Here is a 25,961-nt window from a genome sequence, read left to right as displayed (position 1 = left end):
AAAATTTTAAGAATGATCAGCAAGCAGGGCAAAAACACCCCTTGGCAGCAGCCAGGGGGTGTTTGTATTTTAGATCAGACCACTCGTCGGGGCTTGGCAGGATGGGGCTTAGCCGGTTCGTCGGTGCAGCCCGGCAGGCAGACCGTCCGCAGGGCCGATTCGTGAAGGCGGCTGATGTGCCGTTCGCAGTAGCTCATCCTGTCCGCGATCTCCTCCATGGTCAGGCCATCTATGTAGCGGTATTTCAGCACCAGCTGGGATTCCGGGTCGGGGATGGATCGGATGGCGTCGTCGATGGCGCGTCTAAGCCCTAAAAGCGCGTCCACCTCCTGGGCGATCCGCTGCTCCCACAGGAAGATGTTTTCCCGAGCACGCAGCACCCGGTCGGAGGGGGTGAAGCGGGTGGCAAGAGCGGGGGAAAGGAGAGAGGGGGAATTGATTTGGGCGGCTCTCAGGGCGGGAACCGGCGTCACCCGGCAGGCCAGTTCCTCCCAGCGGATTTTTTCAGCGAGGAGCCGCTGGATTTCCTGTTGGATCAATTGATATTGCTGTAAGTATTCTCGTTTAGTCAAAGCGTTTCCTCCCTTGTTAGTCGGGGAACTCGGCAGGGAGTTCCGTAAATTGAATGAACGGTTACGAATGCCGTCGGGGAAACGGTTATTTGTTGCGGGGAAGGAGGAAAGCCTCCAGGCTCCTTTGTTCGGAAGGGCGGAGGGGGCGGCGGAGAGCTGCCTCGACGTTTTCCTCGCTGCGGGAGAGCAGACGGGCGATTTGAGGGACGGTCATCCCCTCCAAAGCCCACTTGTGGATGAGGTAGACGGTGTCCCGAGTGTAGGGCCGGTTGAGAACGGAAGGCGGCTTCATGGTTTACGCTTTGATCTCGGTGGCCGTGAGAAAGGCCTGGAGCGCTTCCTCCGAGATACGGATGTTTTTGTTGTTTGCCAGCTTGCTGGCGCGGATGCGGCCGTCCTTGACCCAGGTGTTGACGGTGCGTTTGGTGACCTTCAGGATTTTTGCGGCTTCCTCGATGGTGTAGTAAATAGACATTTTTTTACTCCTTTTCTGGTAAATTATGGTTTTGGATTCTTTTTTCTTGCATTTTCCGTAAGGTTATGGTAGGATTAACTTGATTGGAAAATTCCCTGAATCAGGGGGAGGATACAGCCTGTGAAAGGTTCTGTATCGGTGGTGTAATCCTATTATATTCCGTAAATATATGTAAGTCAAGTATATATCCGTAAAAATATGAAATTTGGAAGTGGGCACAAAATTGGAACATCTGTTTTGTGCATTCTGCTGACAGCAGGATGTTATGGAAAGGGGTCGTCAGAATGGAGATTCGTTCACCGCAGGAAATCGCAGAGATGGTGGTGGAGCTGTGCATGGAGAAGGGCGTTTCGGTCAATCGGATGCTCAGCGACTGCAACCTCAACAAAAGCGTGGTGGATAACCTCAAAAGGGGTTCCAGGGCGTCATTTCCCATTATGGCGGCATTGTCAGCCTATTTCGGCGTCAGCATCGACTCGCTGATGATGAAAGGCGGCAAGGAGACCGGCGCGCCCTCCCGCGATCAGGTGCTGGCTTATACGGAAACAGGGGACAGGGAGTTGGAGGCCGTCAGCGGTCTAACCGATGACGAGCAAGAGCTTCTTACGATGTTTCGGAAGCTGCCGCCCAAAGAGCAGGTCCGGTTGCTGGGCCGGGTGGAAGCTATGTTGGAGCGGTATCGTTAATTTAGTAATTATTATACAATGGTTTTAGAAAGATAATAGGGGACTTTGCGCCCTGAATGTCGAAATTTGTAAAAATCACCAGAAAATTAGCTAAAAATGTAGAATAAATTTTGTAGAAATAGCAACATTGTTGTATATAAATAAAAAAATAGATTAAAATCCTATTGATTTGTCACTTTTAGTCATATATTATAGATAGTATCATAGACATGAATACAAATTTGGTTACAAAATGGTCTATGATACACACCGGAGAACCCTCGGTTTTGACATCTATGGATATTTGTACTGGAGTGATTGGATGAACGTACCCAACTTGGCTTATAAATTTCGATTAGATTACCGGATCGCCCATATGCCTTTGGACTGCGATCAGCTGGTATATATTCTAAGGCGGAATTTCCGTATCCTCAAATATTCTGAAGCGGAGGCGGAGCTGGTCCGTCGGGAATGCTTTAGCTGTACGTTGGAATTGGACGGATTTGCCCTCACTGACGAGTTTGATCAGACTACCATATATATTTCTGATTATATCGACCGGGAAAAGCGGCTTTGTGTACTGCTCCACGAGCTGGGCCATGTGATTTGCGGCCACTGCCGCAAGTTGGGGCCGGTGATGGGCTACGGCTGGTCCGGAGACCCGATGCAGGAGGAAGAGGCCAACGAGTTTGCCCGCAGTGTGCTGGCCCCTGTGTGTTATCTAGCGAAACTGCCTGTTCAGTCGCCGGAGGATATTCAGGCGGTGACTGGAGTGAGAAAAAGGGACGCCCAGCGGCTTTATAAGGACGTGCTCAAGTATCGAAAAGAGGCCCATCTGGTCACTCAGCAGGAGAAAAGCCTTATAAAGATGATGAACGGGGCAGAGGACCGGCCTTCTTTCCACCGGGGACAAAAATGCTTGAAAAGGGTGGCCGCGGCTTCGTTTATCGCTTTGGCGGTCATTTTAGGTATCTGTTGCTGTGCGCCGTATTTTAACATGGAAGAAAATCTGCCCGCCTACAGTTCCAGCGGGAGCCAGAATTACGGCGGGAGCGTATCTATGGCCTCGGCGGAGGGCGATTTAGACCTTCTGGAGGAAAATTCACAGCCGGTTTCAGCTTCGGTTCCCGACACGGGGCTGCCAAAAGTAGGAGAAGACCAGCCGGAAGCAGGTTTTCAGCAAGGACAGGCCCCGAGTTCCAGCAGCGGAACGCCGGAACAAGGGCCGGTTCCGCCTGGGGGGAGCCAGGTGACCCAGGACGGACAGGCTCAGAAAATGTTTTGGGCGACACAGTACGGCGAGTGCTACCATCGGGAGGACTGCTTTCACCTTTACGGCAGAGACAATATGCGGGAGCTGACCCGGCAGGAAGCATTAGAAGATGGTCTGCGGCCGTGTAAAGACTGCCGCCCCGACGAGAAATAGGACATAAAAATCCCCCGGAGGCCTGCTCCGGGGGATTTTTTGCGGGGGAGGGGATGGTGTTGTCCTGTGGTTTTGCCGCTGTGCGGAGGGGGACGGCAGGAGGAGCAGAGCCCCGCTCCTGAATTTTGCTGCGATTTAGGGTTATCGGTGGGCGGCTCATAGCGGTGCCTGCAATAGAAAAGGAAGCGGCGTGATGTCGAACGTTTATTCACCGCTTCCTTTATGCCGGTAATCGCCTCACGGTGATTGCCGGTTTTCATTATAGCATGAATATTGTCATATTTACAAGAAAATTTTGGAAATCCGTTGACATTTGTTGAACAGAAGTATATAATATTTACGATGTCGAACGAAAGGAGGAAAGTATGTCCGGCAAGAAAATGGGGAGACCGACTGATAATCCCTTGACAGTACGCATCGGAGTACGATTAGACCCCAAAACCATCAACATGCTTGACGAATACTGTAAAGTCAATAATCTAAGAAAATCAGAAGTAGTACGGCAGGCGATTATTCAGTACATCTCCGAATAAATAGAACAGGAAGCAGTACATAGCTTCAAAGAAAAAAGTAGAACTTACTAACAAAAAGTAAGTTCTTTTTTTTACAAACACACTTGACATTTGGTGCTACTAGTACTATAATACATTTAGTGCTACGTAAGGGAGGTGAATTGGTTTCGTGGCAGGGAAAAAATTGGGACGTCCTACCGACAGCCCAAAAGTCTTTATGTTGCGGGTAAAAATGGACAAGGAGACTTTGGCAAAACTCGATGAAAGCTGTGAGATTTTAGGAAAAAACCGCTCGGAGTTCGTGCGGGAAACAATCGTCGAAAAGTACGATGTCCTCAAAAAATAAAACAGGAAGCGGTGTGATGTTAAACGTTTATTCACCGTTTCCTTTATGCCGGTAATCGCCGTAAGGAGATTACCGGTATTTATTATAGCAGAAAAATTGGTATCTACAAGAAAATTTTGGAAAATTCTTGACATTTGCCCGACATAATTCTATAATATATTTGTCGAGCGAAAGGAGGTGCCTATGCCCGGCAAAAAAATGGGGAGACCGACTGATAATCCGATGCCTATTCGTGTAGGATTCCGGCTGGATCCAAAAACGCTCAGCTTGCTTGACGAATACTGCAAAAAAAATAACATCCGGCGTTCGGATGTCATACGGCAGGCGATTATTCAGTACATCTCCGAATAAATAGAACAGGAAGCGGCGCTTACCCTCGAAAGTACACACCGCTTCCCCAAACACCAACAATCCAGAAAGAACGTCGGCGTAAATATTATAACACAAACCTTACCGGTTTACAAGGCTGTTATACCATGCGCCGCTGTTTCTTTCAAGGGATTGCTGGAATTTAACAGGAGAAATGCTATGAAAGAAACAAAAAATCTGATTCCCGTCGACCTTTGCGACGAAAACGGCAATGTGGTCACCACCATCGAGATTCCGGCGGATGACATCGCGCGCCTGGACCGCCTGGCGGCCAAAATGGGCCGCTCTCCCGACGAACTGCTGGATGAAGTCCTCCGAAACGCTATCAAACAGACCGTCGGTCTCATGGCCGGCGGCGTCAAAAGGCAGAAAGGAGAATGACCGGTGATTGTCCGAAGCCTCCGAGAAGAGCAGTACAGCCGTCTTTGCGCCCAGCTGGACGAAATACCGGCAAATCCTTTGGACGCCAGCCGCACCGTCACCATCAACGTAGACGGCGACAGCTACGCTTTAAAGCTCCAGCCGGAAAAATCCTGCCGCGTCGCTCTTTTGCAGGCGGTCCGGGCCGACCGGCGGTACTCTCCGCCGGAATGCACCCTCGTCACCAAGGGGCGGGTTCTTTCGGCTCTGCTGGAGCTGTTTGTTCTGCAAAATTTGGCATAACTGTTGACCCCGTCCTTGCTGGGTTTGGCGAGGGCGGGGTTTTTATTTGTCTGTGATTCGGCCCGCGGCGCGGAATGACGGCGGGCATTGTCCCTGCCGTTTTGTCAGCGGGTGGAGTATGAATCCAATGCGGCAGCATTGGATTTTGACCCGCACCTGCGTTGCCGTGGTTTCTTACGGCAGATACCGAGCGCCCAGGGCGGAGGCCAGGACGACGGCCTGCTCCAGGTCGATTTTCGCGTCCTTGAAGTCGATTTCCAAAAGGTTCAGGTCGTGGATGGAGCAGCCGCGGAGGTCGGCCCCGCGGAAGGTGGCGCCGGTCAGGTTCGCCCCGTCGAAGCAGCACTCCGACAGGCGGCATTTGGAGAAATCGGCGTGTGGCAGCTCGGCGCTGCGGAAATTCACATGGGTGAGGGCGGTGCCGGAGAAGTCCATCTCGTCAAAGAGGGTGTAGGACCAGTCGCCGCCCAGGATGGTCATGGCCTGGCAGTCGGCGTCGCAGAGATTGGAGCCGGTCATCTTACAGTCGTCAAAGGTGGCGGCGAAAAGGGTACTTAGCTGGAACTGGCAGTTTAAAAAAGCGGTGTTTTTGGCCACCATGCCGTTCAGCTTGGCCCCGGCGAAGCTGCACCGGTCGAACCGGCAGGATTTGAGCTCAATGGCGGCCAGATCCGCCCCCTGGAAGGAACATTGCGTGAAAGTGAGGCCGGTGAGGGAGTCCTCTAAGATTTCCGCCTCCCGGAAGTCCTCGTTTTCGTAGTGTTTTTCGGTGAACATGGCGAGCCTCCTCGATGGGGGTACATTGCCCTGGTGCGGAGCGCCCCAGGGTCTGATCAGGGTGATTACCGAAAGATTTTGCGGCGGCGGGTTTCCTCAGTTCTGGCAGTCGGGGCAGACGCCGAAAATCTCAAACGAGTGTCCCGTCAGGGTGAAGCCGTGGGCTTTGCAGACGGCGGCGGTGAAGGACTCCACCGGGCATTCATCCAGCACGATGCACCGCTTGCACTTGACGCAGACCAGGTGGTGCCGGTGGCCCAAATGGGCGATTTCGTAATACTGCTTGCCGGTGTCGCCGGGGAGGCCGGTTTTTTCGACAATGCGGTGCTCCTCCAGCGACGAGAGGGTGCGGTAAACGGTGGAGAGGCCGAAGTCAAGGCTTTTCGCCTTCAGGTCCAGGTAGATGTCCTCCGCCGTCAGATGGGCGGGGGAGGAGAGCAGGATGTCCAAAATGGCTTCCCGCTGTTTTGTCACTTTGAGCCCGGATTTTTTTAAGAGCTCGGGCGCGCTTTGTTTCATAACGTCCCCGCCTTTCCGGCCCGTAGGCCTGTTTTCGTTGTTTGACTGCGGATGGGCGGCAGTGCCGCCAGAGTGCGAGGGGATGCGCGAGGGGAGGGAGCCGGTTTGTCGTTCCCGCGACGTTTGTTTTTGAGAGAAGCCTGCGGGTGGGTAAAATCGCCGGAAGCGCAGGGAAGCCTTGGCAGGAGCGGCCCTAAAGAGGGATTCCGCGGGTGGGCTTCGGCCTCAGAGGCGGCCGGGGGATTTGCGGCGGTTTCTGTGTTTTTGGGGCCGGGGCGTTCTGGTGCTCCGGCAGGGAGCGGTTTAGAACATCATGGCCAGGTGGATGACCATGCCGGCAGCCACCGACACCAGATAGGTGCACAAAACGATCTTGAGAGCCGCTTTTTTGTTTCGGCACTCCTTAAAGAGCACCAGGTACCCAAAGCCGGTTCCCGCCGACAGGCCGGCGATGGCGGCCCCGAAACTGATGCTGCCGCCCATGAGCAGCTGGGTCAGCAGGACCGAGGTGGCGCAGCCGGGAATCAGGCCGATTAGGGCGGTCAGGATGGGCTGGAACACGCTGCCCGACAAGAGGACGGTCTCAAGGTTGTCCTCGCCGATCCAGAACACAATGAGGTTGATGAGGAGCATGGTGACGGCCAAAAACGCCGTGATTTTCAGGGTGTGGACGGCGGCGCTTTTGAAGATGGAGCCGTGATGGGAACAGCACCCGCACTGGCCGCCGGTGTGCTCGTGGCTATGGTCGTGGCCGCATGGTTCGGCTTTCTGCCCCAGGGTGCGGACCCGGATGGTTTCATTGCGGAAGAGGGTGTATTTGAGGAGGTACCCCGCCGCCACGGCTACAATCACCTTGACGACGATGAGCCACACCACGAGGCTCATGTCCGACAGGTTTGAAAGCATGACGGGGATGGCCTCGTCGGAGGTGGAGACAAAAACGGCGATGAGGGTGGCTCCGCCGATCATGCCGCCGTTATAAAGGGACGCGGACGCCGCCGAGAACCCGCACTGGGGGATACAGCCTACCAGGGCCCCCATCAGGGGGCCGAACCGGGAGCCTTTCCCATTCATGAATTTGAGAAAATCCACCCGGTGTTCCAGCCATTCGATGAACAGGTAGACCACAAAGAGGATGGGAATGGTTTTGAGGGTGTCGAGCAGGGTGTCCAGTAAAACGTCCAGCATAAAATCGCCTTTCCTATTTGAATTTGTTGGGATTGCGCGGCGCTTGCGCCCTGTCTTTGAGGGGAAGGGGCAAAAGCCGGTGAGAAGGATTTTTTCTAAATGAAAATGATTATCATTTGCAATAATACACCGAAAAAAGGAGCTTGTCAATCGTTTTTTGTCGAAGGATTCTGTTTTTTTCACACAGCCGTCACATTGGCCCATTAAAATGAAAATCAGTGGACGGGCGGGCCGCCTTGTGGTAAACTGGTAGGGAAAGAAAGCGTGCTCCATGAGCGGAAGGAGAATATGATGCTGAAACCATCAAAACTGCGAAAAGGGGATACTGTCGGGATTATCGCGCCCTGTCTGGCAGCGGAGGAACAATACGTCTCTGAGGCGGAAAAGGCCCTGGAACGGATGGGGTTTGCGGTCAAGCTGGGGAAAAATATCTACAGCCGGGCGGACGGCTTTGCCGGGACGCCGGAAGAGCGGGCGGCGGATTTTAATGAGATGGTCCTCGACCCGGAGGTGGGGATGATTTTGTTCGACGGGGGAGAGGTGAGCAACGAGATCCTCCCCTACATCGACTACGAGGCCGCGGCGAGAAACCCCAAGATCATCCTGAGCTACAGCGACGGCACGTCGGTTTTAAACGCCGTGTCGGCCCGCTCGGGGCTTATGACCTTTTACGGCCAGTCCACAGGGGCAATCAGCCGGGGAAATCCCTACAATTTGGAGCGTTTTACCGAAATGCTCGCGGAGGGAAATCCCGTGTACCGGAAAAATTCCGCCTGGAACGCCGTTCGGGGCGGGACGGCCCGGGGGCAGCTTGTGGGCGGGTATCTTGTAAACTTCGCCCTTTTAATGGAAGGGAAGTTTTTTAAAGCTGACCCTAAAAAGCGGTACATCCTCTTTTTGGAGGACCACATCTGCTTCAACACGCCCCCCGCTGTCAGCCGGTATCTCTCCCACATCGGGCAGAGCGGGCTGATGAAACAGGTGGATGGCCTCCTCTTCGGGCACTATGACCGGGAGCCTCAGCCGGAACTACATGACTTGCTCCGCCGGTTCGGGGAGCGGCATCAAATCCCGGTGGTTTGGTGCGACGACTTCGGCCACGGGGAGAACCAGGCCATTCTGCCCATCGGGGCGGAGGCGATCATGGATGCCGACGGGGGGACGCTCAAGTTTTTGGAGAGTTTGGTGCTGTAGGGGTCAGGGAGCACGGGGAAAATCGCGTAGGGGCGGGGCTTTGCTCCGCCCGCTTTGAACATGCGTCCGCGAAACCGCGAGGCCATTCATACGCCTGAGGAAAGAGTTTGGAAAGGAGAGTACCATGCCGCGGATTTTGGTTGTGGACGACGAACAGCGCATCCGGGAGATCATCAAAAAATACGCCGCCTTTGAGGGATACGACATCATGGAGGCGGAGGACGGGATGCAGGCGGTGGAAATCGCCGGGAAAGAGGATTTCGACCTGATCATCATGGACATTATGATGCCGGGGCTGGACGGCTTCTCTGCCTGCAAGGAAATCCGCAAGGCAAAAGAGGTGCCGGTGATCATGCTGTCGGCCCGTGGGGAGGAGTACGACCGGATCCACGGGTTCGAGACCGGGGCGGACGATTACGTCGTCAAGCCTTTTTCCCCGCGTGAGCTGATGATGCGGGCGGCGGCGGTGCTCAAACGGGCGCGGCCCGCGTCGGAGAGCGGGCACGAGGTGTACGAGGCGGGGGGGCTACGGGTGGACTTCACCGGGAGGCTGGTGGAGGTCGACGGGGAACGGGCGGAGCTGTCCCCAAAGGAGTACGACCTGCTGTTTTATCTCGTCCGCAACCGGAACATCGCCCTGACCCGGGAAAACCTCATCACAAACGTCTGGGGCTACGACTTTTACGGTGACGACCGGACGCTGGACACCCACATCAAGCTGCTGCGGAAGAGTCTTGGGGCGTACAGCGGGCGGATCGTCACGCTGAGAGGGGTGGGGTACCGTTTTGAAAGCGAATAGAAAGCCTTTGAGCGTCAAATGGAAGCTCCTTTTATTTTTCGGCGGGTTTGCAGCCATTGTGCTGGCGCTTTTGTGGTGCTTCCAGGTGGTTTTCCTCGAAGAGTTCTACAAAGGGGTCAAAACGAGGGAAATCAGCGCCGCGGCGGACTCCATTTCCAAAAAGATGTTCGAGAGCGACCTTCCCGCCCTTTTGCAAAATCTCGCCCAGGAAAACCAGATCTGCGCTATGGCTATCGGCACCGACGGGAGCCTGATCGCCTCGGCGGACACCCTGCCCAACTGCCGCATCCACAAGCTGCCGCCCGCCGAGCTCTTCGCCCTGTACGCGGCGGCGGTGGAAAATGGCGGCAGCTTCATCCAGCGGACCAGCCGGGAGGACGGGCGGTTTTTCATCCGCGGGGAGTCGGGAAAAATACCGTTTGAGGAGGCAGCTGGGGCAGACGGCGGGGAATTCGACAAGAATAAGCCCCTGCCGCCCTTTTTTGACCGGGCCCAGGAGAGCATCATCTGCGTGCGGGTGGTGGAGGGCGAAGTGGGCGACGAGCGGGTGCTGCTGTTAAACTCGGTGATTTCGCCGGTGAGCGCCACGACAAAGACCCTGCGCATCCAGCTCACCGTGCTGACCGGGCTGATGCTCCTGCTGGCGGCGGGGTTCGCGGTGCTGCTGTCGAGGAAGATTTCGAGGCCGGTCATTGAGATCAACGAGTCGGCCAAGGAGCTGGCGAGGGGCAGGTACCGCCGGCACAGGGGAAAAAGCTACCGGGAGATCCGGGAGCTGGACGAAACGCTGGCCGACGTGTCGGTGGAGCTGCAAAAATCCGAGGCGCTGAAACGGGAGCTCTTAGCCAATGTGTCCCACGATCTGCGCACCCCCCTGACCATGATCACCGCCTATTCGGAGGCTATGCGGGATTTGCCGGGGGAAAATTCCCCGGAAAACGTCCAGGTCATCATCGACGAGGCCAACCACTTAAACGCCCTGGTCAACGACCTGCTGGATTTGTCGAAGCATCAGGCGGGAGTCCAGAAGCTTACAAAAGAGCGGTTCTCGCTGACTAAACTCGTGGGGGAGACGTTGGAGCGGTATCAGAAGCTCCGGGAGCAGGAGGGGTACAAAATCACCTTCGAGGCGCCGGAAGAGGCGTTTGTGGAGGCCGACCGGATGAAAATTTCCCAGGTGGTCTACAACCTCATAAACAACGCTGTCAACTACACCGGGCCGGACAAGAAAATCCAGATCGTCCAAGCGGTGGAGGGGGATTTTGTCACCCTGTCCGTCCGGGACAGCGGCGAGGGGATTCCCGAGGAACAGCTGGGGCTCGTTTGGGAGCGGTACTACAAGCTGGACAAAACCCACAAGCGGGCCGCCGTGGGGACGGGGCTGGGGCTGTCCATCGTCAAGAACATCCTCGACATGCACGGGGCCCAGTACGGCGTTCAGAGCAAAGTCGGGGAGGGGAGCGTGTTCTGGTTTAGGCTCAGGCGGGAGCGGTAGGGCGAACTGAACCCGTTTTCATATGGAGTTTCTTGAGGCGAACACAGTTCGCCCCTACAAGTACAGCACCCCCGCCCTGTGGAAGAATTCCATGGGGCGGGGGTTTTGTGATAAACGGTGGGCCGACGTGGGCGTGGGCCCCTAGGGATTTGAGGAAGATTGTAGGGGATATGGCGTTGAGCGGAGCAGAGCCCCGTCCCTACAGATTGGGGGCGTTTTTTTGGGAGAAGGGCTCGTCGGGCGGCACCTGGAAAAGCAAAATCCCATCGGGGGAGTAGATGCGCACCGGTTTCCCGGCCTTCTTCGCCCGGATGACGGCATCTTTGGTGCCGGTGGAGCTGCCGTCCCAGACGGCGACGACAAAATCGGCGGTGTCAACAATGAGCTGGTTGCGCTCCAGGGGAGCGCGGAGGTAAAAGTAACGCTTGTAGTCGGGGCGGAGGACGCGGATGGGCAGATTGTGCCCGGCGGCGTATTGGGCGGCAAGGCTGTCCACGCCGTTGGCGCCGCCGGAAATCAGTTCGGTGGTGCCTTCGGGCAGAATTTTTCCGATGTCTACCTGTTTGATGGAACGGGAACCGATGACGGCAACGATCATTGTAAATCACCTCAAAAAAATATTATCACAATTGAACTTATAAGTCAATAATGATTTATAAGTTCCTTAAAGTTATGGATTAATCTTGACATAATAATCGTGAGGTGGTTATTATGGTCGATTATAAGGTGATTGGAAATAGAATCAAAACCGCAAGGGCGGAAGCCGGAATGAGTCAGGAACGATTGGCGGAGAAATTGAATGTTACTCCAGAATATTGCAGTAGATTTGAAAACGGTAAGGCAAAATTAAATCTAGAACGTTTGTCTCAGATTTCTGTTATATTAGATGTGCCGCTGGAATACTTGATTTGCGGTGTGACAGTTGGCTCTAAGGGATATTTGCATGATGAAATAGCGGAAATAGTCAAATCTTATTCCGGAAGGCAGATACAGGCTATTGCCGAGATTGCTAAAATAATTTCAAAATTGGATAAAGAATAACGATCCCGCCCTCACCGATTTGGTGAGAGCGGGGTTTGTTTTTTCACCGCTGCGGATTGGATTGCCGGCGGGCGGCTGATAGCCGCCCCTACAGTTTGTGCGTTTTTTGAAACGTTCCGGGAAAAGAGGAGGGCCGGAGGTACGACGGCCCGTACCCGACGTTCCGGAGCATTCCGGAACGTCGCAACCGGGGCGAGCGGCGTCAGCGCGCAGCCCCGGAAGACGAGGGGAAGGCGGGCGGTATACCAAGGCTCTCGGATGTCAGCGGCCCCACTGCGGGTCGTCGTATACGGGGAACCGAAGTTTGATACCAAGGCGCTCACACAACGACGGCGTTAATCACGGTCGTCGTGCCCCTGATTCCGAAGTGGAGGTGTAGGCTCTTGGATTCCTGGAGGAACGGAGTGACCGTTGGGGGTCCAGGGGATCTCCCCGGTCGGTTTTTCTCCTCTCTTTTTGACGAAACAAAAAGAGAGGCCGCCTGCCGGGGCGGGTCCCGGCGACGAATCGAGAAGAAATCAGTAACGACTAAGGAGCAGAACGCAAAGTCAAACAAAAAAATCCCCCTCATTCTTTCCCAAAAACATCGGCCACTTTTCAAAAACCCTTCAACAAACCGTCACATAAGCCCTTTATACTGAAACCATCAAAAAACAGGCCATAGCCGGAAAGGAAACGCCTTATGAAAACCAAAAATCTCCGCCATGAATTGAAGCACATCGTAAGCGAAGGGGACTGTTTGCTGCTGAGGCAGCGGCTTTCGGGCATCGCAAGCCCCGACCCACACGCCGCAAACGGCAAATACCGCATCCGGAGCCTTTACTTTGACAATCTGGATGACAAGGTGCTGCGGGAAAAGATCATTGGGGTCAGCAATCGGGAGAAGTTCCGCATCCGTTATTATAACGACGATTTTTCCTACATCAAGCTGGAGAAAAAAAGCAAAATCCACGGCCTCTGCCAAAAAGACGCGGTGCGGGTCACCAAAGAGGAATGCGAGCGCATTCTGAGCGGCGACATTGACTGGATGCTTCTGGACGAAACGAGGCCGCTTCTCCAGGAACTGCACGCCAAGATGCGGTACCAGCAGCTGCGGCCCGCCACGGTGGTGGATTACCTGCGGGAGCCCTTTGTCTACCGGCCGGGAAACGTGAGGGTCACATTGGACAGCGAAATCCGCACCGGGCTCAAATCCGGAGACCTCTTCAACCAGAATCTCAGCTCGGTGCCCATTGTGGGCGGCAATCCCCGAATTCTGGAAGTGAAGTACGACGCGTTTCTCCCGGACGTGATCCGGGACGCCGTCCAGGTGGAAAACCGAATGGTGGGCACCTTTTCCAAGTACGCCGCCTGCCGGTGCTATCTGTAAAGGGAATATAGCTTACAGATGAAAAATGCCTTTTCCGCGGGAAAAAACGCGGCTCTGCCTCTGCGGGAACGGAGGCGTTTTGTCCGGGGACTTTTTCCGGGACAAAGCCACAATAAAACATGATTGGAGAATTACCTATGACATTTCAGGACATTTTCAAGTCGAGCTTTCTCGAGAACGTCACCTCTTTTTCGGCGCTGGACATGGTCATCGCGCTGGCGCTGGCCTTTGTTTTAGGGCTCTTTATCTTCCTCGTCTACAAAAAGACCTTCAACGGGGTCATGTATTCGGCGGGGTTCGGGGTTTCCCTTTTGGGGATGACCCTCATCACCACCCTCATCATTTTAGCGGTCACGTCAAATATCGTGCTGTCCCTGGGCATGGTGGGCGCGCTGTCCATTGTCCGGTTCCGCACCGCCATCAAAGAGCCCATGGACATCGTGTTTTTGTTCTGGTCCATTTCGGCGGGCATCGTGCTGGGGGCGGGGCTGATTCCGTTGGCGATTTTCGGGTCGCTGTTCATCGGCATCGTGCTCCTCATCTTTGTGAACAAAAAGTCCGGTGATTCCCCCTACATTCTGGTGGTGAACTGCGCCGACGGCAAGGCGGAGCAGATGGTTCTCGACACCGTCAAGGCGTCGGTGAAAAAGCAGGTGGTCAAATCCAAAGCGGTGTCCCCGAACGGCATCGAGCTGACGGTTGAGGTGCGGCTGAAGTCCTCGGAGACGGATTTTGTCAACATTTTAGGGGCCGTGGACGGGGTGTCCAACACCGTTTTGGTCAGCTACAACGGGGAATACATGTCCTGACGATAAAAAGTCCTGCCCTGGGGCGGCGTCAGCGTCCGGTGCAGAACGAGGCGTCCAGTACAGAACGAGGAGCCCGGTGCAGAGCGAGGCGTCCGGTACAGAGCGGGGCGTCCGGTGTAGAACGAGGCGTCCGGTGCAGAGCGCGGGTGCATCCGCGGAAGGAGCCCCGCGGACGGCTGCGGCGCGCCGTTTTTGGGCAGATTGTTCCGAAAGGATTTTATCATATGATTCGAAGCAGATTCACAGCCGTTTTGACGGCAGTTTTGATGGTTTTGGCGGTTTTGGGCACCTCTTTTGTGATGATGAGCCCGCAGGTCATCGAGACCTTTTCCGCCTCCACAGCCAAGGAATACGAAAAAAAGCTTTTCAGGGAAAACACCCTGATGGAGTTTAACATTCTGGTGGACGAGGCCGACTGGCAGGACCTCATCGACAACGCGCTCTCTAAAGAATACATCCCGGCGGACGTGCAGGTGAACGGCGAGACCTTCAAGGATGTGGGCATCCGGGCCAAGGGCAATACCAGCCTCAGCGGGGTTCAAAACGACCGCTACAGCTTCAAGGTGGAGTTCGACCACTACATCGACGGGCAGACCTGCTACGGTCTCGACAAACTGGCCCTCAACAGCAATTACGCCGACTCCACTTCGATGAAAGAATACCTTTCCTACGACATGATGCGGTTTCTGGACGTTCCCAGCTCTCTCTGCTCCTATGTCAAAGTGAGCGTCAACGGGGAATACTGGGGGCTTTACCTGGCCGTAGAGTGCCTGGAGGAATCCTATATGGAGCGAAACTACGGCTCCGACTACGGCAATCTCTACAAGCCTGACACCATGCAGATGGGCGGCGGGGACAAAGGCGGCATGCAGCCCCCGGATAAGGCTGGAGAAAGTTTCCGCGGTCCCGGGACGGGCGCGGCAGGCGGGGAAAATGCTGGAGAAGCAAGTCCTCCGGACGCCGCCGCGTCCGCGTCGGTGAACGGGGGCGGGCCCGACGGCAACGGCGGATTTGCCCCGACTGGCGGCGTTCTGGGGAAGGATATAGGCTCTGGCAGTGAAACGGGCTTAACAGAGGGGCTGGTTCCCGGCGGGGAAGCGGCGGCGCCGGGCAAACAGGATGCTCCGGCGGGCGAGATAGGCTCCGGTGGGGAGTCCGCGCCGGACAGGGAACAAACCGATCAGGCAGACTCCGCCGGGGAAGATTCCTCAGAGCAGGACGGCAATCAAGACAACTCCCTCCAATCTCCTTCAAACGCCCCTGCGGACGGCGGCGCCCAGAATTCGCCGCCGTCTGAAGACGGGCAAACGGAAGGGGAGGAGAATAAAAATAGAGGCATGGGCGACTTTTTCGGCGGCGGTTTTGGCGGCGGCACAGGGGCCACCAGCCTCACCGACCAGGGCGACGATATTGACAGTTACAGCGCCATCTTCGACAGCGCCGTCTTTGACATCACCGACAGCGACAAGCGGAATCTTGTCGAGGCCATCCAGAACTTAAACGCCGGGACGGAACTTACAAAATACGTAGATGTGGACGAAGTGCTCCGATATTTCGCTGTCAACACGGTGGTGGTGAACTTGGACAGCTATGCCAGCAGCATGAAACACAATTACTACCTCTACGAAAAGGACGGCCAGATGGCCATCCTGCCCTGGGACTATAATCTGGCTTTCGGGGCGTTTATGGGAGGGAGCGCCGAGAGCGCCGTCAATTTCCCCATCGACACGCCGGTTTCCGGGACGACGCTGGAATCAAGCCCTCTTATCGGCAAGCTCCTGGAGGTGGAGGAATACAAGGAGAAGTATCACGAGTACCTGCGGCAGATCGTGGACGGATACTTCAACAGCGGTTACTTTGAGAAAACCATCAATACCATAAACGCCCTCATCACCGAGGCAGTGGCCACCGACCCGAATCCTTTCTACACCTATGACGAGTACGAGGCGGCTGTGGAAATGCTCAAGGAATTCGGCAAGCTGCGGGCCGAGAGCGTGGAAGGCCAGCTGGACGGGACGGTTCCCTCCACCGAAGAGGAGCAGCAGGCAAATCCCGGCGCCCTTATCGACGCTTCCGCAATCGACATGAGCGTTATGGGGCAGCAGGGCGGCGGCTTCGGCGGGGAACGGGGCGGCCGGAACAGTCCGAACACGGCCGCCCCGAGCGAGGCTGGGCAACCGGGCGGCAGTACGCCGCCCGGTGACGGGCAGGCAGCGGCCGCAAACGCTGCCGGGGACACGTCCGCCGGGGCGGGGGGCGTTCCGGGCGGAGAGAACGCCGGGGGACAGGTCGCGCAGACCGGTGAAGGGCCGGGTGGGGAAACGACTGACGGCGGGGAAGAATCCAATCCCCCCACCGGCGGGAAAAACCCCTTTGACGGCATGCCGGATATGAAGCTCATGCGGGAGGCCATGGAAATCATCGGGGACACCGATATGGAAAACCTGACCGAAGAGCAGAAAACAAAGCTTACCGACCTGGGACTCTCCGATGAGGACATCGAAAGCTTTACCGCCATGCAAGCAAACCTGCCCCAAGGCGGTTTCGGAAACCGAAATCCCTTCGGTGGGGAAATACAGAATCAGACCGACTGGAAACCCATCGCCCTTCTTCTGGGCGTCAGCGGAATTTTGCTCATAGGGGGCGTCATCTTCGCCCTTTGCTTCCGCAGAAGAAGATAGGCTTTGTGATGCTAGAAATCCTTCTCTTTTTGCGGGCTTTGGGACGGCTTTTTAGTGGGGACCGTTTCCTCTTGAAGGCCCGCGACAACCTGGGTGAAAAGCCCGTGCCGCTACAACCGGCGCGGGCTTTTTGCTGGATTGAGAGAGTGAAAACGTGTGGAGTAAATCGCAGGGCGACGTGGAAATCGCCCCTTATGGTTCCCAAGACATTTTGGAGAAACTGTAGGGGCGGGGGTGGCCCTGGTTGTGGTGTCGGGCAAACGGTGTGGGAGGTTCAAAGAGAGCAGTTTGTCGGGGACGGAACATGAATTTAGTGCGACAGCATTTGATTTTGCCCCGCCCCCTACGGGTTGAGGAATGTTTGCGGTTACAAATGTGCAGAATAAAAAAAGACAGGCCGTTATAGCCTGTCTTTTCTGGTTTTTTCCCAAAAATCCGTCTCAAACAAGCCCTCTTCCGCATAAGATGAAAAGAACCCCGCCCCGCCGTTTTGTACCCTGCCGTTTTGCGGGAAATCGATGAAATCAAAGCCGTTTTTCCCCGAAACCAACGGTTTTTTCATCCCCCGGTCCGGTCCGCCTGCCCGTCCCTTAGGCTCCTTTTTGGGAAAAAGGGAAATTTTCTCTGTTTTTTTCAAAAAATACGAACCTTTTTCCCGAATCTACATATCATGTAGTAAACCAAATCGCCGACGGGCTCCGCCGGCTTAAGGTCGAACCGGGAGCACCCGGCGGGGAACCTCCACACATGGGGTTCCAGTTAGGAGCGGCGGCTCGTACCGCCAGCGACCACTATACTTATGAGGAGGCTAAATCATGGCTGATCAAAACTACAACCCCTACGGCGCGGCTACCGGCGCCAACTGCTTCAAAGAGGCGGTCTGCATCAACGCGGGCCGGATCTACGACAGCTGCAGCGACAAGGACTGCTTAGAGGACCTGAGGGTCTATTTCACCGACGTGACCCAGCCGGTTATCGACAACGCCCAGTCCATCAAAGTCCGCAAGGTGGAAATTCTAAACGTTGTGATGGATGTGGAATGCGTCCCCTTTAACAAGGGATTCTACTCGGTGGATATGACCTTCTATTTCCTCATCACCATGGACACCTACGCCACCCAGATCTGCGGCACCCCCGTTACTGTACAAGGACTTTCCGCCTTCAACAAGAAGGTCATCCTCTACGGCTCTGAGGGCAGTGTCAAGGACTTTAGTTCGGTGGATGCCTGCAAGTTCTTAAACGGCGAAGACTGCGCGATCCCCAGTAACTGCCCCACCGCCCGCGTACAGGTGGTTGACCCCATCGTGCTGGCGTCCAAGGTCTGCGAGTGCCCGAAACCCGACTGCGACTGCTGCGGCACCGCCACCGCCATTCCCGAGACGATGAACTGCGTCTTCAACGGCACTTTCGTCACCGGCGAGGCCGGACGGTACGTCTACGTCTCCATCGGTATGTTCTCCATCGTCCAGCTGGAGCGCGAAGTCCAGATGATGATCCCTGTTTACGACTACAGCATCCCTGACAAGGAATGCACCGCGTCTGACACGGCCTGCGACCCCTGTGAGCTCTTCCGGAAAATCAAGTTCCCGGTCAACGAGTTCTTCCCGCCCCGCCTGGCTGAATTGGACTGCGACGAGGATCCGAACATCTAGCGTTCCGTAAATAAAAAGCCCCGCTTGAGAGACAGGCGGGGCTTTTATTGTGTTGCAGGGTGGGATATTGTTTGGGGAACGAATCTGCATCAGGGACATGGATGTTAGGGGCACAAAAAACAGGCGGGCGGCGGGGCCGTCTGCCTGTCTGGAGTGGTTTTGCCTGTTTCACATGTTTCGGGAGAAACAAAAAACCGGCTTTGTGCCGGTCCGATGCCTTATTTGATAGTGCTCTGGAATGCCACTGCTTTACCCAGTATTTGCACCTGAATGCTGTCTTGGTCAGAGATCATGATGGGGGGGTAGGCCGGGTTTTCCGACCGCAGCTGCATCCGGTCGCCCAGTTTGAAGACCCGTTTGAGCATGGCTTCGTCGTCGATGAGTACCGCCGCCAGCTCACCGTCTTCCACGTCATCCTGCTGTTTGACGAAGATAATGTCTCCGTCGTAAATCCGGGCGCCGATCATGCTGTCTCCCGACATTTTCATACAGAAATCAGCACTGCCGTTTCCGTATTCCTCAAATTTTGGGAAGCCTTCGTCCCCGCATTCAAAAACCCCTTCCGGAGACAGCTTCAAAAGGGGAATTTTTTCCACTGCCAGCGATGTGGCGCTTGATGCGGCCGGCAACATCTTCTCGCTCTTTCCCACAAGCCACGCGGGGTTTACATTTAGGGCCCGCGCGATAGCTTGGATGACAGGCAGTTTCGGGGTACCAATTTTGCCTGTTTCGTAGCGCTGGATTGTGGACTTCGTCACCCCGACGTTGTCCGCAACATCCTGCAGAGTGAGCTTGAGTTCCTTCCTTCTCTGTTTGATGCGCTCGCCAAGCGCCTTCACATCTGCCATGTTTTCACATCCTTCTTTCCTTCTAAATATCAAAGTAGGACCAAAGTGGCCCCTGTTTGGTGTAAATGGTTTCCCGACCTGTTTGAGGGGCCGGGGGAGCAAACTTGCCCTGCCGGGACAGTTTCCTGTAAAAAGCATCATCGGCAGGAGCGCCGGCTTCGGCAAGCGATAGGGGGAAGTTTGGGGACTGTGTCCGCTATGCTTGTGCATGAAAAGAAAGTTTCGCAATACGATAACCTTCATGTTTTGTTTGTGGATATTATAGCACATCCGCAAATTCCGAAGGAATTTGGAGGCGGGTTTACCCGCCGTAGTTCTGCTTTGGCAGAACCGGGTGATGATAAAATAAACGCAATGTCAAAACACTTTGTTTTGGCAAGCCGCATTTATGCGGCCGAGGGTTTTCTGTGAAAACCTTCGTTGATTGTGTTTATTACCATATCCGCAAGCCCATAGGGCTTGCACGCCGCTTTCAGCGGCGCAAAACAGCTTTAGCTGTTTTTGTTATGGTGATAATCATCCACAAATCATTTTGCGAGACAAAATGATTGCGCCTGCGGCGCATAGCACACATTGTGTGCTATTTGTGGATATTATACCACATTGTTTTGCGGCGTGCAACGAATTTTCCTGTCAGATTTTGGCAATTTTATGTCAGCTGTGTTGGCTTTTTTGTTTTTCATCCTTGTTGACCAAAAATCAGGTGCTTTTTTTTCGGAATTTTTTTATTTTTGTCGCGTTGCGCTATTGACAAGTTTTTCTTTTTGCAGTATGATAAAAACACCATAAGTTGCACAATGCAATAGAAAGGAGTTCAAAATGGTAAACACATCTAAAATCAGAGGACGTATGGTTCAGTTGGGAATTTCCAACAATGAGGCCGCTTCGGCGCTCAATTTGTCTGTTGCTGTTACAGTTAAAAAGCTGAACAACCTGTCTGTCCTCAACTTGGCCGAGGCGGAAACACTGGCTGCACTTTTGGAGATCAGTGACCAAGCTTTTGGAGAGTATTTTTTTGCATGATGTGTTGCACAACGCAACTTTGGGTGAATTTTTGAACAGGAAGGGTCTTTAGACCTTTTAAAAAATTCGTTGTGAGATGATTTGGGAGAGTTGTTGCTGCATTTGAGGAGGGCCTTGACAAAAGGCCCTGCTCTTTGAATTTTTTGAGCTCTGCTGCAGGGCTGCATCATAAAGGATTTGAAATGCACGGGCAGACGCAGGGGTAAGCGTCTGTCCGGAAGCGAGGTATTGTATGGAAATTTTGCTCTGTGGCGATTTGGCAGGCGAGAAGAAAGCCGTAAAGGCCGATGGATATCCGCAGATGCGGGCAAGCGCCGAAACCGGGGATTTAAAGAGAAATGATAGACGTTGTGGAAAATGTCCGGAATAAGGAAAGATGGATATTTTGGAGAAAAAACGCTGGAAACCGGAAAAAAGGCCGGCTTGCCGGGTTAACGGCAGATTTCAGGGCAGGACAGTATTTTGACCGGTTGGAAAGATAGGCGGAGTGTTCGGCAGGAGGCTGGGCGGAGTGTTCGGCAGGAAGCTGGGCGGAGTGTTCGGCAGGAAGCTGGGCGGAGTGTTCGGCTGGAGGCTGGGCGGAGTGTTCGGCAGGAAGCTGGGCGGAGTGTTCGGCTGGAGGCTGGGCGGAGTGTTCGGCAGGAAGCTGGGCGGAGTGTTCGGCAGGAAGCTGGGCGGAGTGTTCGGCAGGAAGCTGGGCGGAGTGTTCGGCAGGAAGCTGGGCGGAGTGTTCGGCAGGAAGCTGGGCGGAGTGTTCGGTGAAAAGTTGAAGGAAAGGTTTGGCGAGCAAATGAGACAGGTGTATGGCTGTGGATGATAAAGACGGGAAAACGGTTTGCTGGGCTTTCCAGATGCGGGAGGACGGCAGATTTCAAAAGACGGGAGGCGGGGCGGTATGGCGCGGCCGCAGAAATTAGGGCTCGATTACTTTCCATTCGACGTTGATTTTTTTGCCGATCGGAAAATAAAGGTACTGTTTGCGCGGTTCGGTTGCGAGGGCGTGGCATTTTACCTTTATATTCTCTGTGAGATTTATCGGGACAAGGGGTTTTTTGTCCAATGCGACGACGAATTTTTGGAAGTGGCTTCGGCAGAATTGCAGATTGAGCGAAAAACGCTTCTGCGGCTGCTGGACTTTATGATGGAACGGCAGCTGATCCACGGGGGACTGCTGGAGGAGTTCGGCGTGCTGACTTCTCGGGGGATTCAGGCCCGGTACCAGCGGGCCAAGGAAAACGCGGGACGCAAGACCCCAGTCCCGGTTCGGAAGGAGCTGTGGCTTATGAGCGGGCGGGAAACCTCGGCATTTATTCAGGTGCGGGGACATGAGGCACCGGTGAAAAATGCGGACAAGGCGCCGCCTTTGAGGCGGGAGAAGAGACGGGAAGAGGTTTTGCCGGAGGTGGAAGAGCAAAAAGATACTGAGGGTGGAACGATGACTCAAGCGGGTTCCGTGGAGGCTATGGAGGCAGGAGGCAGGAAAGAAAAAGGCTGTAGGCGGACGGGGGAGGCGGAGCGTTCGTCTCGGAGGGAGTTGCAGGCGTCCAATGCCGGTAAAATCGGGTGCGAGATAGACAATGCGGCGGGAGGGTTGCTCCAAGATGGGCAGACAGCCGCTGAATCCAAAGAAAGTGCGGCGGATAACCGGGGAACAGAACAGATAGCTGACGGGAACAGGCGAGAGGTTGGTCTTGCGGGAGCCTGTCCGGATGGGGAAGAGGCGGTTTTCTGGGAGAAGAGAGGAAAACAAGATGCCGGAAGGGGACAATCGCATCAAAAAGCGTCTTTGGAGAACGTACAATGTATTCCGAGGGGAAATTCCGGCGGGAACAATCCCCAAAGGAAAGAAAATAAAAGAAAAGGAAAGGAAAAGGGGGGAGAGCCGCTCTTATCAGATGCGGATCAGAGACCAGGCGAGAGCGGGCGCTTTGGAGAGGAAAAGTTTGGGGCTTTTGAAGGAACGGACTATGTTAGCAGGCTTTTGCCATGTGCAAGGCAGAGGGCTGGGGAGGCTGTTTGGGTTGATGGAGAGGAGGCTGGCGCCTCCAGCGGAGGAGATGGCGGTAAGGCGGATTTATCATGCGCAGAGGAAGGATGGGATAGCGGTACGGGAGCGTTTCAGAGACGGGAATGGCAGGAGCCGGAAAAAGAGGTTGGGGCTAAAGGGAATGCGCCCTGTGCAAAAAGGTTGCCCGGCGGCGGGGACGGGGATTTTGAATGTGAGATTTCTGCAAAGCCGCAAGCTGTTTCGGAGGCGGAGGAAACGGTGAAGCTGGTACGGGAGGCGTTTGCTTCGGTTCCACGGAATTTCCGGCGGGAGATAGGAGGATTTTTGCGGGAGGGGGCGCCTGCCGCCCTTGTCCGTTATGCGGTGGAGGAGGCAAATCGGCTGGGAAAACCCTATTCTTATATGGCGGCCATTCTGCGGCAAAGGCTGGCGGAAGGGCGGCTGGAAACAGGGAACGGGCGGCGTTCTCCGGCTTCCTACGATTTGGAAGCGTTCGAAAAACTTGGATTCCATGTGCCGAAGATTCCAAAGCAGTACGGCGGGAAACCAGACGGAACAACAAGGTGTGAGGATGGGGCGGCTGCCCCAGAAGAGGAGAATTTCAGTGAACAAGAGGAAATACGCTAAGGTGGGCGGGGCTTCCCGTCGAAAGCCAGGGGACAAAGTTTGGGGGCGGCGGGTGCTGCCTGAAGCGCGGAGGGGAGCATCGGCGCGGGAAATGGGGCATCTTTTGGTGGAAAATGGTACTGCCGGCGTCCGGGAAGGCGGCCGGAGACAGGGCGGTTTAGCTGAGAGCCGCGTTGGCGCTGGGGCAGAGAACGGCTCGGTGAGAAAAAGCGTTTGTGTGTGGGCGGCTCAGGCGGAGAATAGTCTGAACAGCTTCGAGGCGGCGGAAAAGACGCTGCCGGAACAGAAAAAGACGGGGCGCAGAGGGCACAGCCGGGGCGTCGGCGCGGTGCGGGAAGAGTTTGGAGGCGGAAAAAGGGAGGTTCAAAGGCAAAGCGGGCGCGGCTGGGAAGAAGAAAAAATCTGCGGCGAAGGGATGTCCTGGGAAGAGTGGGCGTCAGGGCCGCTGGAAGGATATGACGAGGACCTCAAACCCGACCGGGACCGGGCTTTTTCCCGGCAGACGGTTTATCTCGTCCACAAATGGCTTGCCGAGGGGATGCCGCTTCCCATGGTGGCGCGAATGCTCAACAGAAGTGTGGAAAACGTTCGGGCGGCGGCAGAAGTGCCGCTCCTTCGTGGGGAAAAGGCGCTGATTCAGCGGTATTTCTGCCCGTTTCGGATGCGGAAAGAGACAGAGTAAAATTTTTTTGAGGCGCTTGTTGCGCAGAGCTACTTTTTGAGGGCGAATAGGGGGATTGGCATTGGTGCAGATGGGAGTCCTTTAGGGAAATGGCTCGGGAGGAGCGGGATTCAGGAAGGCTCGGGAGGAGCGGGATTCAGGAAGGCTCGGGAGGAGCGGGATTCAGGAAGGCTCGGGAGGAGCGGGATTCAGGAAGGCTCGGGAGGAGCGGGATTCAGAGAGGTTCGGGAGGAGCGGGATTCAGAGAAGCTCGGGAGGAGCGGGATTCAGAGAGGCTCGGGAGGATCGGGATTCAGAGAGGTTCGGGAGGAGCGGGATTCAGAGAGGCTCGGGAGGAGCGAGGGTTCTGAGAAGGCGGATGGAAAGGGGAAACAGAGATGGAAAAGCGGGGAATGACGGAAAAAATGGGGCCTGCGTTTGACGGCAAGGTTTCACAGGGAGAGGCATTGCCAAAAGAACGTGAAAGCGCGGGACAGGCGGCAGGTGCTGAAGCGCTGATTGGTAGCGGGGCGGAGATGGAAAAAGCATGTGGGAGCGGGACGGAGATGGCAGGGAAGCAGGGAAGCGGCATGGCGGTGGAACAGTCGGTTTCTGGGGCTGAGGTGACCCGGGAGGAGCTGGGGCAGCTTTATTTTCTCCAGCAGGAGATCGAGGGGCAGAAGCGGCGGATCAAGGAGCTTCGCAACACCCTAAAAAGTCCGGCGCTTTCGGGGATGCCGCGGGGCGGCGGCGTATCCGACCCGGTGGCGAGGACGGTGGAACTCATCGAGGGGCAGCAAGAGATACTGCTCAAAAGTGTTCAGGAATGTTTGGAGCGGCAAAACCGGCTTTTGGGATTTATCGGGCAGGTGGAGGACGCACGAATCCGGCTCATTTTGCAATACAGGCATTTGGAGGGGCTCAACTGGGTGCAGGTGGCACATCGGATGAATGTCACGCCGGAGAGCGTCAAAATGGCTTACAAACGGTTTTTCGACGGCAGGAAAGGTATTCAGTAGTGTATTCCATAGAGGATTTTATAAAATATCGGGTAGGGGATTTGAAAAGATATTTATAAAGCTATGACAGAATATCATGCAGATAATATTTTATAGTGTATATAAACTCGTATTGATTTATATATTAATAACAATATTTATTAGTGTATAAAAAGTTGTATGTTTTAATGTATATAGTAGTGTAGTGGAAAATATATTCATGAATATATTTTCGAATATATACGAATAATGGGGCGTCGGGAGAGGCGTTTGGGCGTCGGGAGAGGCGTTTGGGCGTCGGGAGAGGCGTTTGGGCGTCGGGGAGAGGCGTTTGAGGGCGTCGGGAGAGGCGTTTGGGGCGTCGGAAGAGGCGTTTGGGGCGTCGGGAGAGGCGTTTGGGGCGTCGGAAGAGGCGTTTGGGGCGTCGGGAGAGGCGTTGAGGGCGTCGGGAGAGGCGTTGAGGGCGTCGGGAGAGGCGTTGAGGGCGTCGGGAGAGGCGTTTGGGCGTCGGGAGAGGCGTTGGGGCGTCGGGGAGAGGCGTTGGGGCGTCGGGGAGAGATGGGGGCGGCAGGTGTTTGAAAGGTGGCGGAAAGAGAGGCAAAGGTAAAATTGAGGCAAAATTCTACCAAAATTCTAGAAAATAGACAAAAAGCGCCCCTTTTAGGGCGCTCTTTCAAATTTATCTCTATATTTCTGTGAATAATCACCAAATTTGTCAAGATATTTTATATTTCTACAAAATACTATTGACAGGAGTTTCCAAATGATGTATAATATAAATCAGGAACGGCGGTTCTGCGCCGGGGGTCACACTCCGAGCGGCGCGACGTTGTTCTGAGAAGACAACTAAAAATTGCGGCGCCTGTCTCAGGTGTTGGCGCACCGAGAACAGGATTGCACGGAGGATACAGCTCCATACAACCGGACGAACCACGCCGCAGAAGACATTATAACACATCTCTTCTCATTTTACAAGCCCCTTTTTACAGGTTACCGCCAAGGAAAAGTGGGAAAAAGCCTGTTTAGGTGTGAGAGTCATCCGAGTTTTCCGGCTTTTGTGTGGTGATTCGAGCACTGAACTGGAGCTGATTCTTGTAGTCCGAGAAACTCTCCGAGCATTTTATCACACCCGCGGTAAGGCTTGAGATGGATGTGCAGATGGATTCTGTCAGGCAAAGTTTTGAAGGATGTATACCGCTTTGGATACATATCTAATGCTGTTGTATGGAGGATGCTGGGAAACC

33 protein-coding genes are annotated in these 25,961 nt (G+C 54.9%); 23 read left to right on the top strand and 10 right to left on the bottom strand.

Annotation, left to right across the window (positions count from 1 at the left end; translation table 11 throughout):
- Positions 1–74: 74 nt before the first annotated feature.
- The 3 genes from H8710_RS06505 to H8710_RS06495 form a co-directional block, all read right to left on the bottom strand.
- Complete coding sequence (locus H8710_RS06505; RefSeq protein ID WP_249294650.1) at positions 75–572, bottom strand: sigma factor-like helix-turn-helix DNA-binding protein; 498 nt, start codon at positions 570–572, stop codon at positions 75–77.
- An 85-nt stretch (positions 573–657) separates the two neighbouring features.
- Positions 658–864 carry a helix-turn-helix domain-containing protein gene (locus H8710_RS06500; protein WP_249294649.1) on the bottom strand — a complete coding sequence of 69 codons (207 nt, stop codon included), beginning with the start codon at positions 862–864 and terminating at the stop codon, positions 658–660.
- Between the two features lie 3 nt (positions 865–867).
- Positions 868–1,047, bottom strand: a complete 180-nt coding sequence (locus tag H8710_RS06495) for a helix-turn-helix domain-containing protein (RefSeq protein ID WP_249294648.1) — start codon at positions 1,045–1,047, stop codon at positions 868–870.
- 284 nt (positions 1,048–1,331) lie between these two features.
- On the opposite strand from H8710_RS06495, the gene H8710_RS06490 reads away from it, so the two are divergent.
- The 7 genes from H8710_RS06490 (at position 1,332) to H8710_RS06460 (ending at position 5,028) form a co-directional block, all read left to right on the top strand.
- Positions 1,332–1,733 carry a hypothetical protein gene (locus H8710_RS06490; RefSeq protein WP_249294646.1) on the top strand — a complete coding sequence of 134 codons (402 nt, stop codon included), beginning with the start codon at positions 1,332–1,334 and terminating at the stop codon, positions 1,731–1,733.
- A 301-nt stretch (positions 1,734–2,034) separates the two neighbouring features.
- On the top strand, positions 2,035–3,138 hold the full coding sequence (locus H8710_RS06485) for an ImmA/IrrE family metallo-endopeptidase (RefSeq protein ID WP_249294644.1): 1,104 nt from the start codon (positions 2,035–2,037) through the stop codon (positions 3,136–3,138).
- A 365-nt stretch (positions 3,139–3,503) separates the two neighbouring features.
- Positions 3,504–3,671, top strand: a complete 168-nt coding sequence (locus H8710_RS06480; protein WP_249294642.1) for a ribbon-helix-helix protein, CopG family — start codon at positions 3,504–3,506, stop codon at positions 3,669–3,671.
- A gap of 148 nt (positions 3,672–3,819) precedes the next feature.
- Positions 3,820–3,996, top strand: coding sequence for a ribbon-helix-helix protein, CopG family (locus H8710_RS06475; RefSeq protein WP_249294641.1), 177 nt, complete (start codon positions 3,820–3,822; stop codon positions 3,994–3,996).
- A 183-nt stretch (positions 3,997–4,179) separates the two neighbouring features.
- Positions 4,180–4,347: a ribbon-helix-helix domain-containing protein gene (locus H8710_RS06470; RefSeq protein WP_249294640.1), complete on the top strand. Its 168-nt coding sequence runs from the start codon at positions 4,180–4,182 to the stop codon at positions 4,345–4,347.
- A gap of 177 nt (positions 4,348–4,524) precedes the next feature.
- A complete protein-coding gene (locus H8710_RS06465) occupies positions 4,525–4,746 on the top strand; it encodes a ribbon-helix-helix protein, CopG family (RefSeq protein WP_249294639.1) in 222 nt (73 codons plus the stop codon).
- 3 nt (positions 4,747–4,749) lie between these two features.
- Positions 4,750–5,028: a hypothetical protein gene (locus tag H8710_RS06460; RefSeq protein WP_249294638.1), complete on the top strand. Its 279-nt coding sequence runs from the start codon at positions 4,750–4,752 to the stop codon at positions 5,026–5,028.
- Positions 5,029–5,202: 174 nt separating this feature from the next.
- On the opposite strand, the gene H8710_RS06455 is transcribed toward H8710_RS06460, so the two are convergent.
- The 3 genes from H8710_RS06455 to H8710_RS06445 form a co-directional block, all read right to left on the bottom strand.
- Positions 5,203–5,805 carry a pentapeptide repeat-containing protein gene (locus H8710_RS06455; protein WP_249294636.1) on the bottom strand — a complete coding sequence of 201 codons (603 nt, stop codon included), beginning with the start codon at positions 5,803–5,805 and terminating at the stop codon, positions 5,203–5,205.
- Between the two features lie 96 nt (positions 5,806–5,901).
- On the bottom strand, positions 5,902–6,324 hold the full coding sequence (locus H8710_RS06450) for a Fur family transcriptional regulator (protein ID WP_249294634.1): 423 nt from the start codon (positions 6,322–6,324) through the stop codon (positions 5,902–5,904).
- 303 nt (positions 6,325–6,627) lie between these two features.
- Complete coding sequence (locus tag H8710_RS06445) at positions 6,628–7,512, bottom strand: putative manganese transporter (protein ID WP_249294632.1); 885 nt, start codon at positions 7,510–7,512, stop codon at positions 6,628–6,630.
- Positions 7,513–7,800: 288 nt separating this feature from the next.
- Between H8710_RS06445 and H8710_RS06440 the strand changes: the two genes are divergently transcribed.
- The 3 genes from H8710_RS06440 to H8710_RS06430 all read left to right on the top strand — a co-directional run bounded on the left by H8710_RS06440 (position 7,801) and on the right by H8710_RS06430 (position 11,000).
- A complete protein-coding gene (locus tag H8710_RS06440) occupies positions 7,801–8,706 on the top strand; it encodes a S66 peptidase family protein (RefSeq protein WP_249294630.1) in 906 nt (301 codons plus the stop codon).
- A gap of 124 nt (positions 8,707–8,830) precedes the next feature.
- Positions 8,831–9,505 (top strand): response regulator transcription factor, encoded by a 675-nt coding sequence (locus H8710_RS06435; RefSeq protein ID WP_249294628.1) that lies wholly within the window; start codon positions 8,831–8,833, stop codon positions 9,503–9,505.
- Positions 9,492–11,000 (top strand): sensor histidine kinase, encoded by a 1,509-nt coding sequence (locus H8710_RS06430; RefSeq protein ID WP_249294626.1) that lies wholly within the window; start codon positions 9,492–9,494, stop codon positions 10,998–11,000. The genes H8710_RS06435 and H8710_RS06430 overlap by 14 nt, the downstream gene beginning before the upstream one ends.
- A 199-nt stretch (positions 11,001–11,199) precedes the next feature.
- On the opposite strand, the gene H8710_RS06425 is transcribed toward H8710_RS06430, so the two are convergent.
- A complete protein-coding gene (locus tag H8710_RS06425; RefSeq protein WP_249294624.1) occupies positions 11,200–11,598 on the bottom strand; it encodes an SLOG family protein in 399 nt (132 codons plus the stop codon).
- 113 nt (positions 11,599–11,711) lie between these two features.
- On the opposite strand from H8710_RS06425, the gene H8710_RS06420 reads away from it, so the two are divergent.
- The 4 genes from H8710_RS06420 to H8710_RS06405 all read left to right on the top strand — a co-directional run bounded on the left by H8710_RS06420 (position 11,712) and on the right by H8710_RS06405 (position 16,900).
- Positions 11,712–12,041: a helix-turn-helix domain-containing protein gene (locus H8710_RS06420; protein ID WP_249294623.1), complete on the top strand. Its 330-nt coding sequence runs from the start codon at positions 11,712–11,714 to the stop codon at positions 12,039–12,041.
- A 682-nt stretch (positions 12,042–12,723) separates the two neighbouring features.
- Positions 12,724–13,410, top strand: coding sequence for a polyphosphate polymerase domain-containing protein (locus H8710_RS06415; protein ID WP_249294622.1), 687 nt, complete (start codon positions 12,724–12,726; stop codon positions 13,408–13,410).
- 137 nt (positions 13,411–13,547) lie between these two features.
- A complete protein-coding gene (locus H8710_RS06410; RefSeq protein WP_249294620.1) occupies positions 13,548–14,219 on the top strand; it encodes a DUF4956 domain-containing protein in 672 nt (223 codons plus the stop codon).
- Between the two features lie 224 nt (positions 14,220–14,443).
- Positions 14,444–16,900 carry a CotH kinase family protein gene (locus tag H8710_RS06405; RefSeq protein WP_249294618.1) on the top strand — a complete coding sequence of 819 codons (2,457 nt, stop codon included), beginning with the start codon at positions 14,444–14,446 and terminating at the stop codon, positions 16,898–16,900.
- 400 nt (positions 16,901–17,300) lie between these two features.
- On the opposite strand, the gene H8710_RS06400 is transcribed toward H8710_RS06405, so the two are convergent.
- A complete protein-coding gene (locus H8710_RS06400) occupies positions 17,301–17,537 on the bottom strand; it encodes a hypothetical protein (protein WP_249294616.1) in 237 nt (78 codons plus the stop codon).
- 178 nt (positions 17,538–17,715) lie between these two features.
- On the opposite strand from H8710_RS06400, the gene H8710_RS06395 reads away from it, so the two are divergent.
- Positions 17,716–18,552, top strand: coding sequence for a hypothetical protein (locus H8710_RS06395; RefSeq protein ID WP_249294615.1), 837 nt, complete (start codon positions 17,716–17,718; stop codon positions 18,550–18,552).
- Between the two features lie 218 nt (positions 18,553–18,770).
- Here H8710_RS06395 and H8710_RS06390 read toward each other — a convergent pair whose 3' ends face one another.
- Entirely contained in the window at positions 18,771–19,400 is a 630-nt protein-coding gene (locus H8710_RS06390; RefSeq protein ID WP_249294614.1) for a LexA family protein, read from the bottom strand.
- Between the two features lie 189 nt (positions 19,401–19,589).
- Here H8710_RS06390 and H8710_RS06385 point away from each other — a divergent pair, with 189 nt between their 5' ends.
- The 8 genes from H8710_RS06385 to H8710_RS06350 all read left to right on the top strand — a co-directional run bounded on the left by H8710_RS06385 (position 19,590) and on the right by H8710_RS06350 (position 24,738).
- A complete protein-coding gene (locus tag H8710_RS06385) occupies positions 19,590–19,811 on the top strand; it encodes a hypothetical protein (RefSeq protein WP_249294612.1) in 222 nt (73 codons plus the stop codon).
- Positions 19,812–20,219: 408 nt separating this feature from the next.
- Entirely contained in the window at positions 20,220–20,423 is a 204-nt protein-coding gene (locus tag H8710_RS06380; RefSeq protein WP_249294611.1) for an XRE family transcriptional regulator, read from the top strand.
- 232 nt (positions 20,424–20,655) lie between these two features.
- Positions 20,656–20,793, top strand: coding sequence for a hypothetical protein (locus tag H8710_RS06375; RefSeq protein WP_249294609.1), 138 nt, complete (start codon positions 20,656–20,658; stop codon positions 20,791–20,793).
- A gap of 117 nt (positions 20,794–20,910) precedes the next feature.
- Complete coding sequence (locus tag H8710_RS06370; protein WP_249294608.1) at positions 20,911–21,240, top strand: hypothetical protein; 330 nt, start codon at positions 20,911–20,913, stop codon at positions 21,238–21,240.
- Between the two features lie 78 nt (positions 21,241–21,318).
- A complete protein-coding gene (locus tag H8710_RS06365) occupies positions 21,319–23,058 on the top strand; it encodes a Lin1244/Lin1753 domain-containing protein (RefSeq protein WP_249294607.1) in 1,740 nt (579 codons plus the stop codon).
- Positions 23,036–23,740 (top strand): hypothetical protein, encoded by a 705-nt coding sequence (locus H8710_RS06360; protein WP_249294605.1) that lies wholly within the window; start codon positions 23,036–23,038, stop codon positions 23,738–23,740. Before H8710_RS06365 ends, H8710_RS06360 begins: the two co-directional genes overlap by 23 nt.
- Before the next feature lie 36 nt (positions 23,741–23,776).
- Positions 23,777–24,136, top strand: a complete 360-nt coding sequence (locus H8710_RS06355) for a hypothetical protein (RefSeq protein ID WP_249294603.1) — start codon at positions 23,777–23,779, stop codon at positions 24,134–24,136.
- Positions 24,118–24,738 (top strand): hypothetical protein, encoded by a 621-nt coding sequence (locus H8710_RS06350; protein WP_249294602.1) that lies wholly within the window; start codon positions 24,118–24,120, stop codon positions 24,736–24,738. The genes H8710_RS06355 and H8710_RS06350 overlap by 19 nt, the downstream gene beginning before the upstream one ends.
- 117 nt (positions 24,739–24,855) lie before the next feature.
- Here H8710_RS06350 and H8710_RS06345 read toward each other — a convergent pair whose 3' ends face one another.
- Positions 24,856–25,335, bottom strand: coding sequence for a hypothetical protein (locus H8710_RS06345; protein WP_249294601.1), 480 nt, complete (start codon positions 25,333–25,335; stop codon positions 24,856–24,858).
- Positions 25,336–25,961: the final 626 nt, after the last annotated feature.

The sequence above is a fragment of the Fumia xinanensis genome (genome assembly GCF_014384905.1).
GTDB classification, from domain to species: domain Bacteria; phylum Bacillota; class Clostridia; order Oscillospirales; family Ruminococcaceae; genus Fumia; species Fumia xinanensis.
This window is presented reverse-complemented; position numbering and strand designations above follow the sequence as displayed.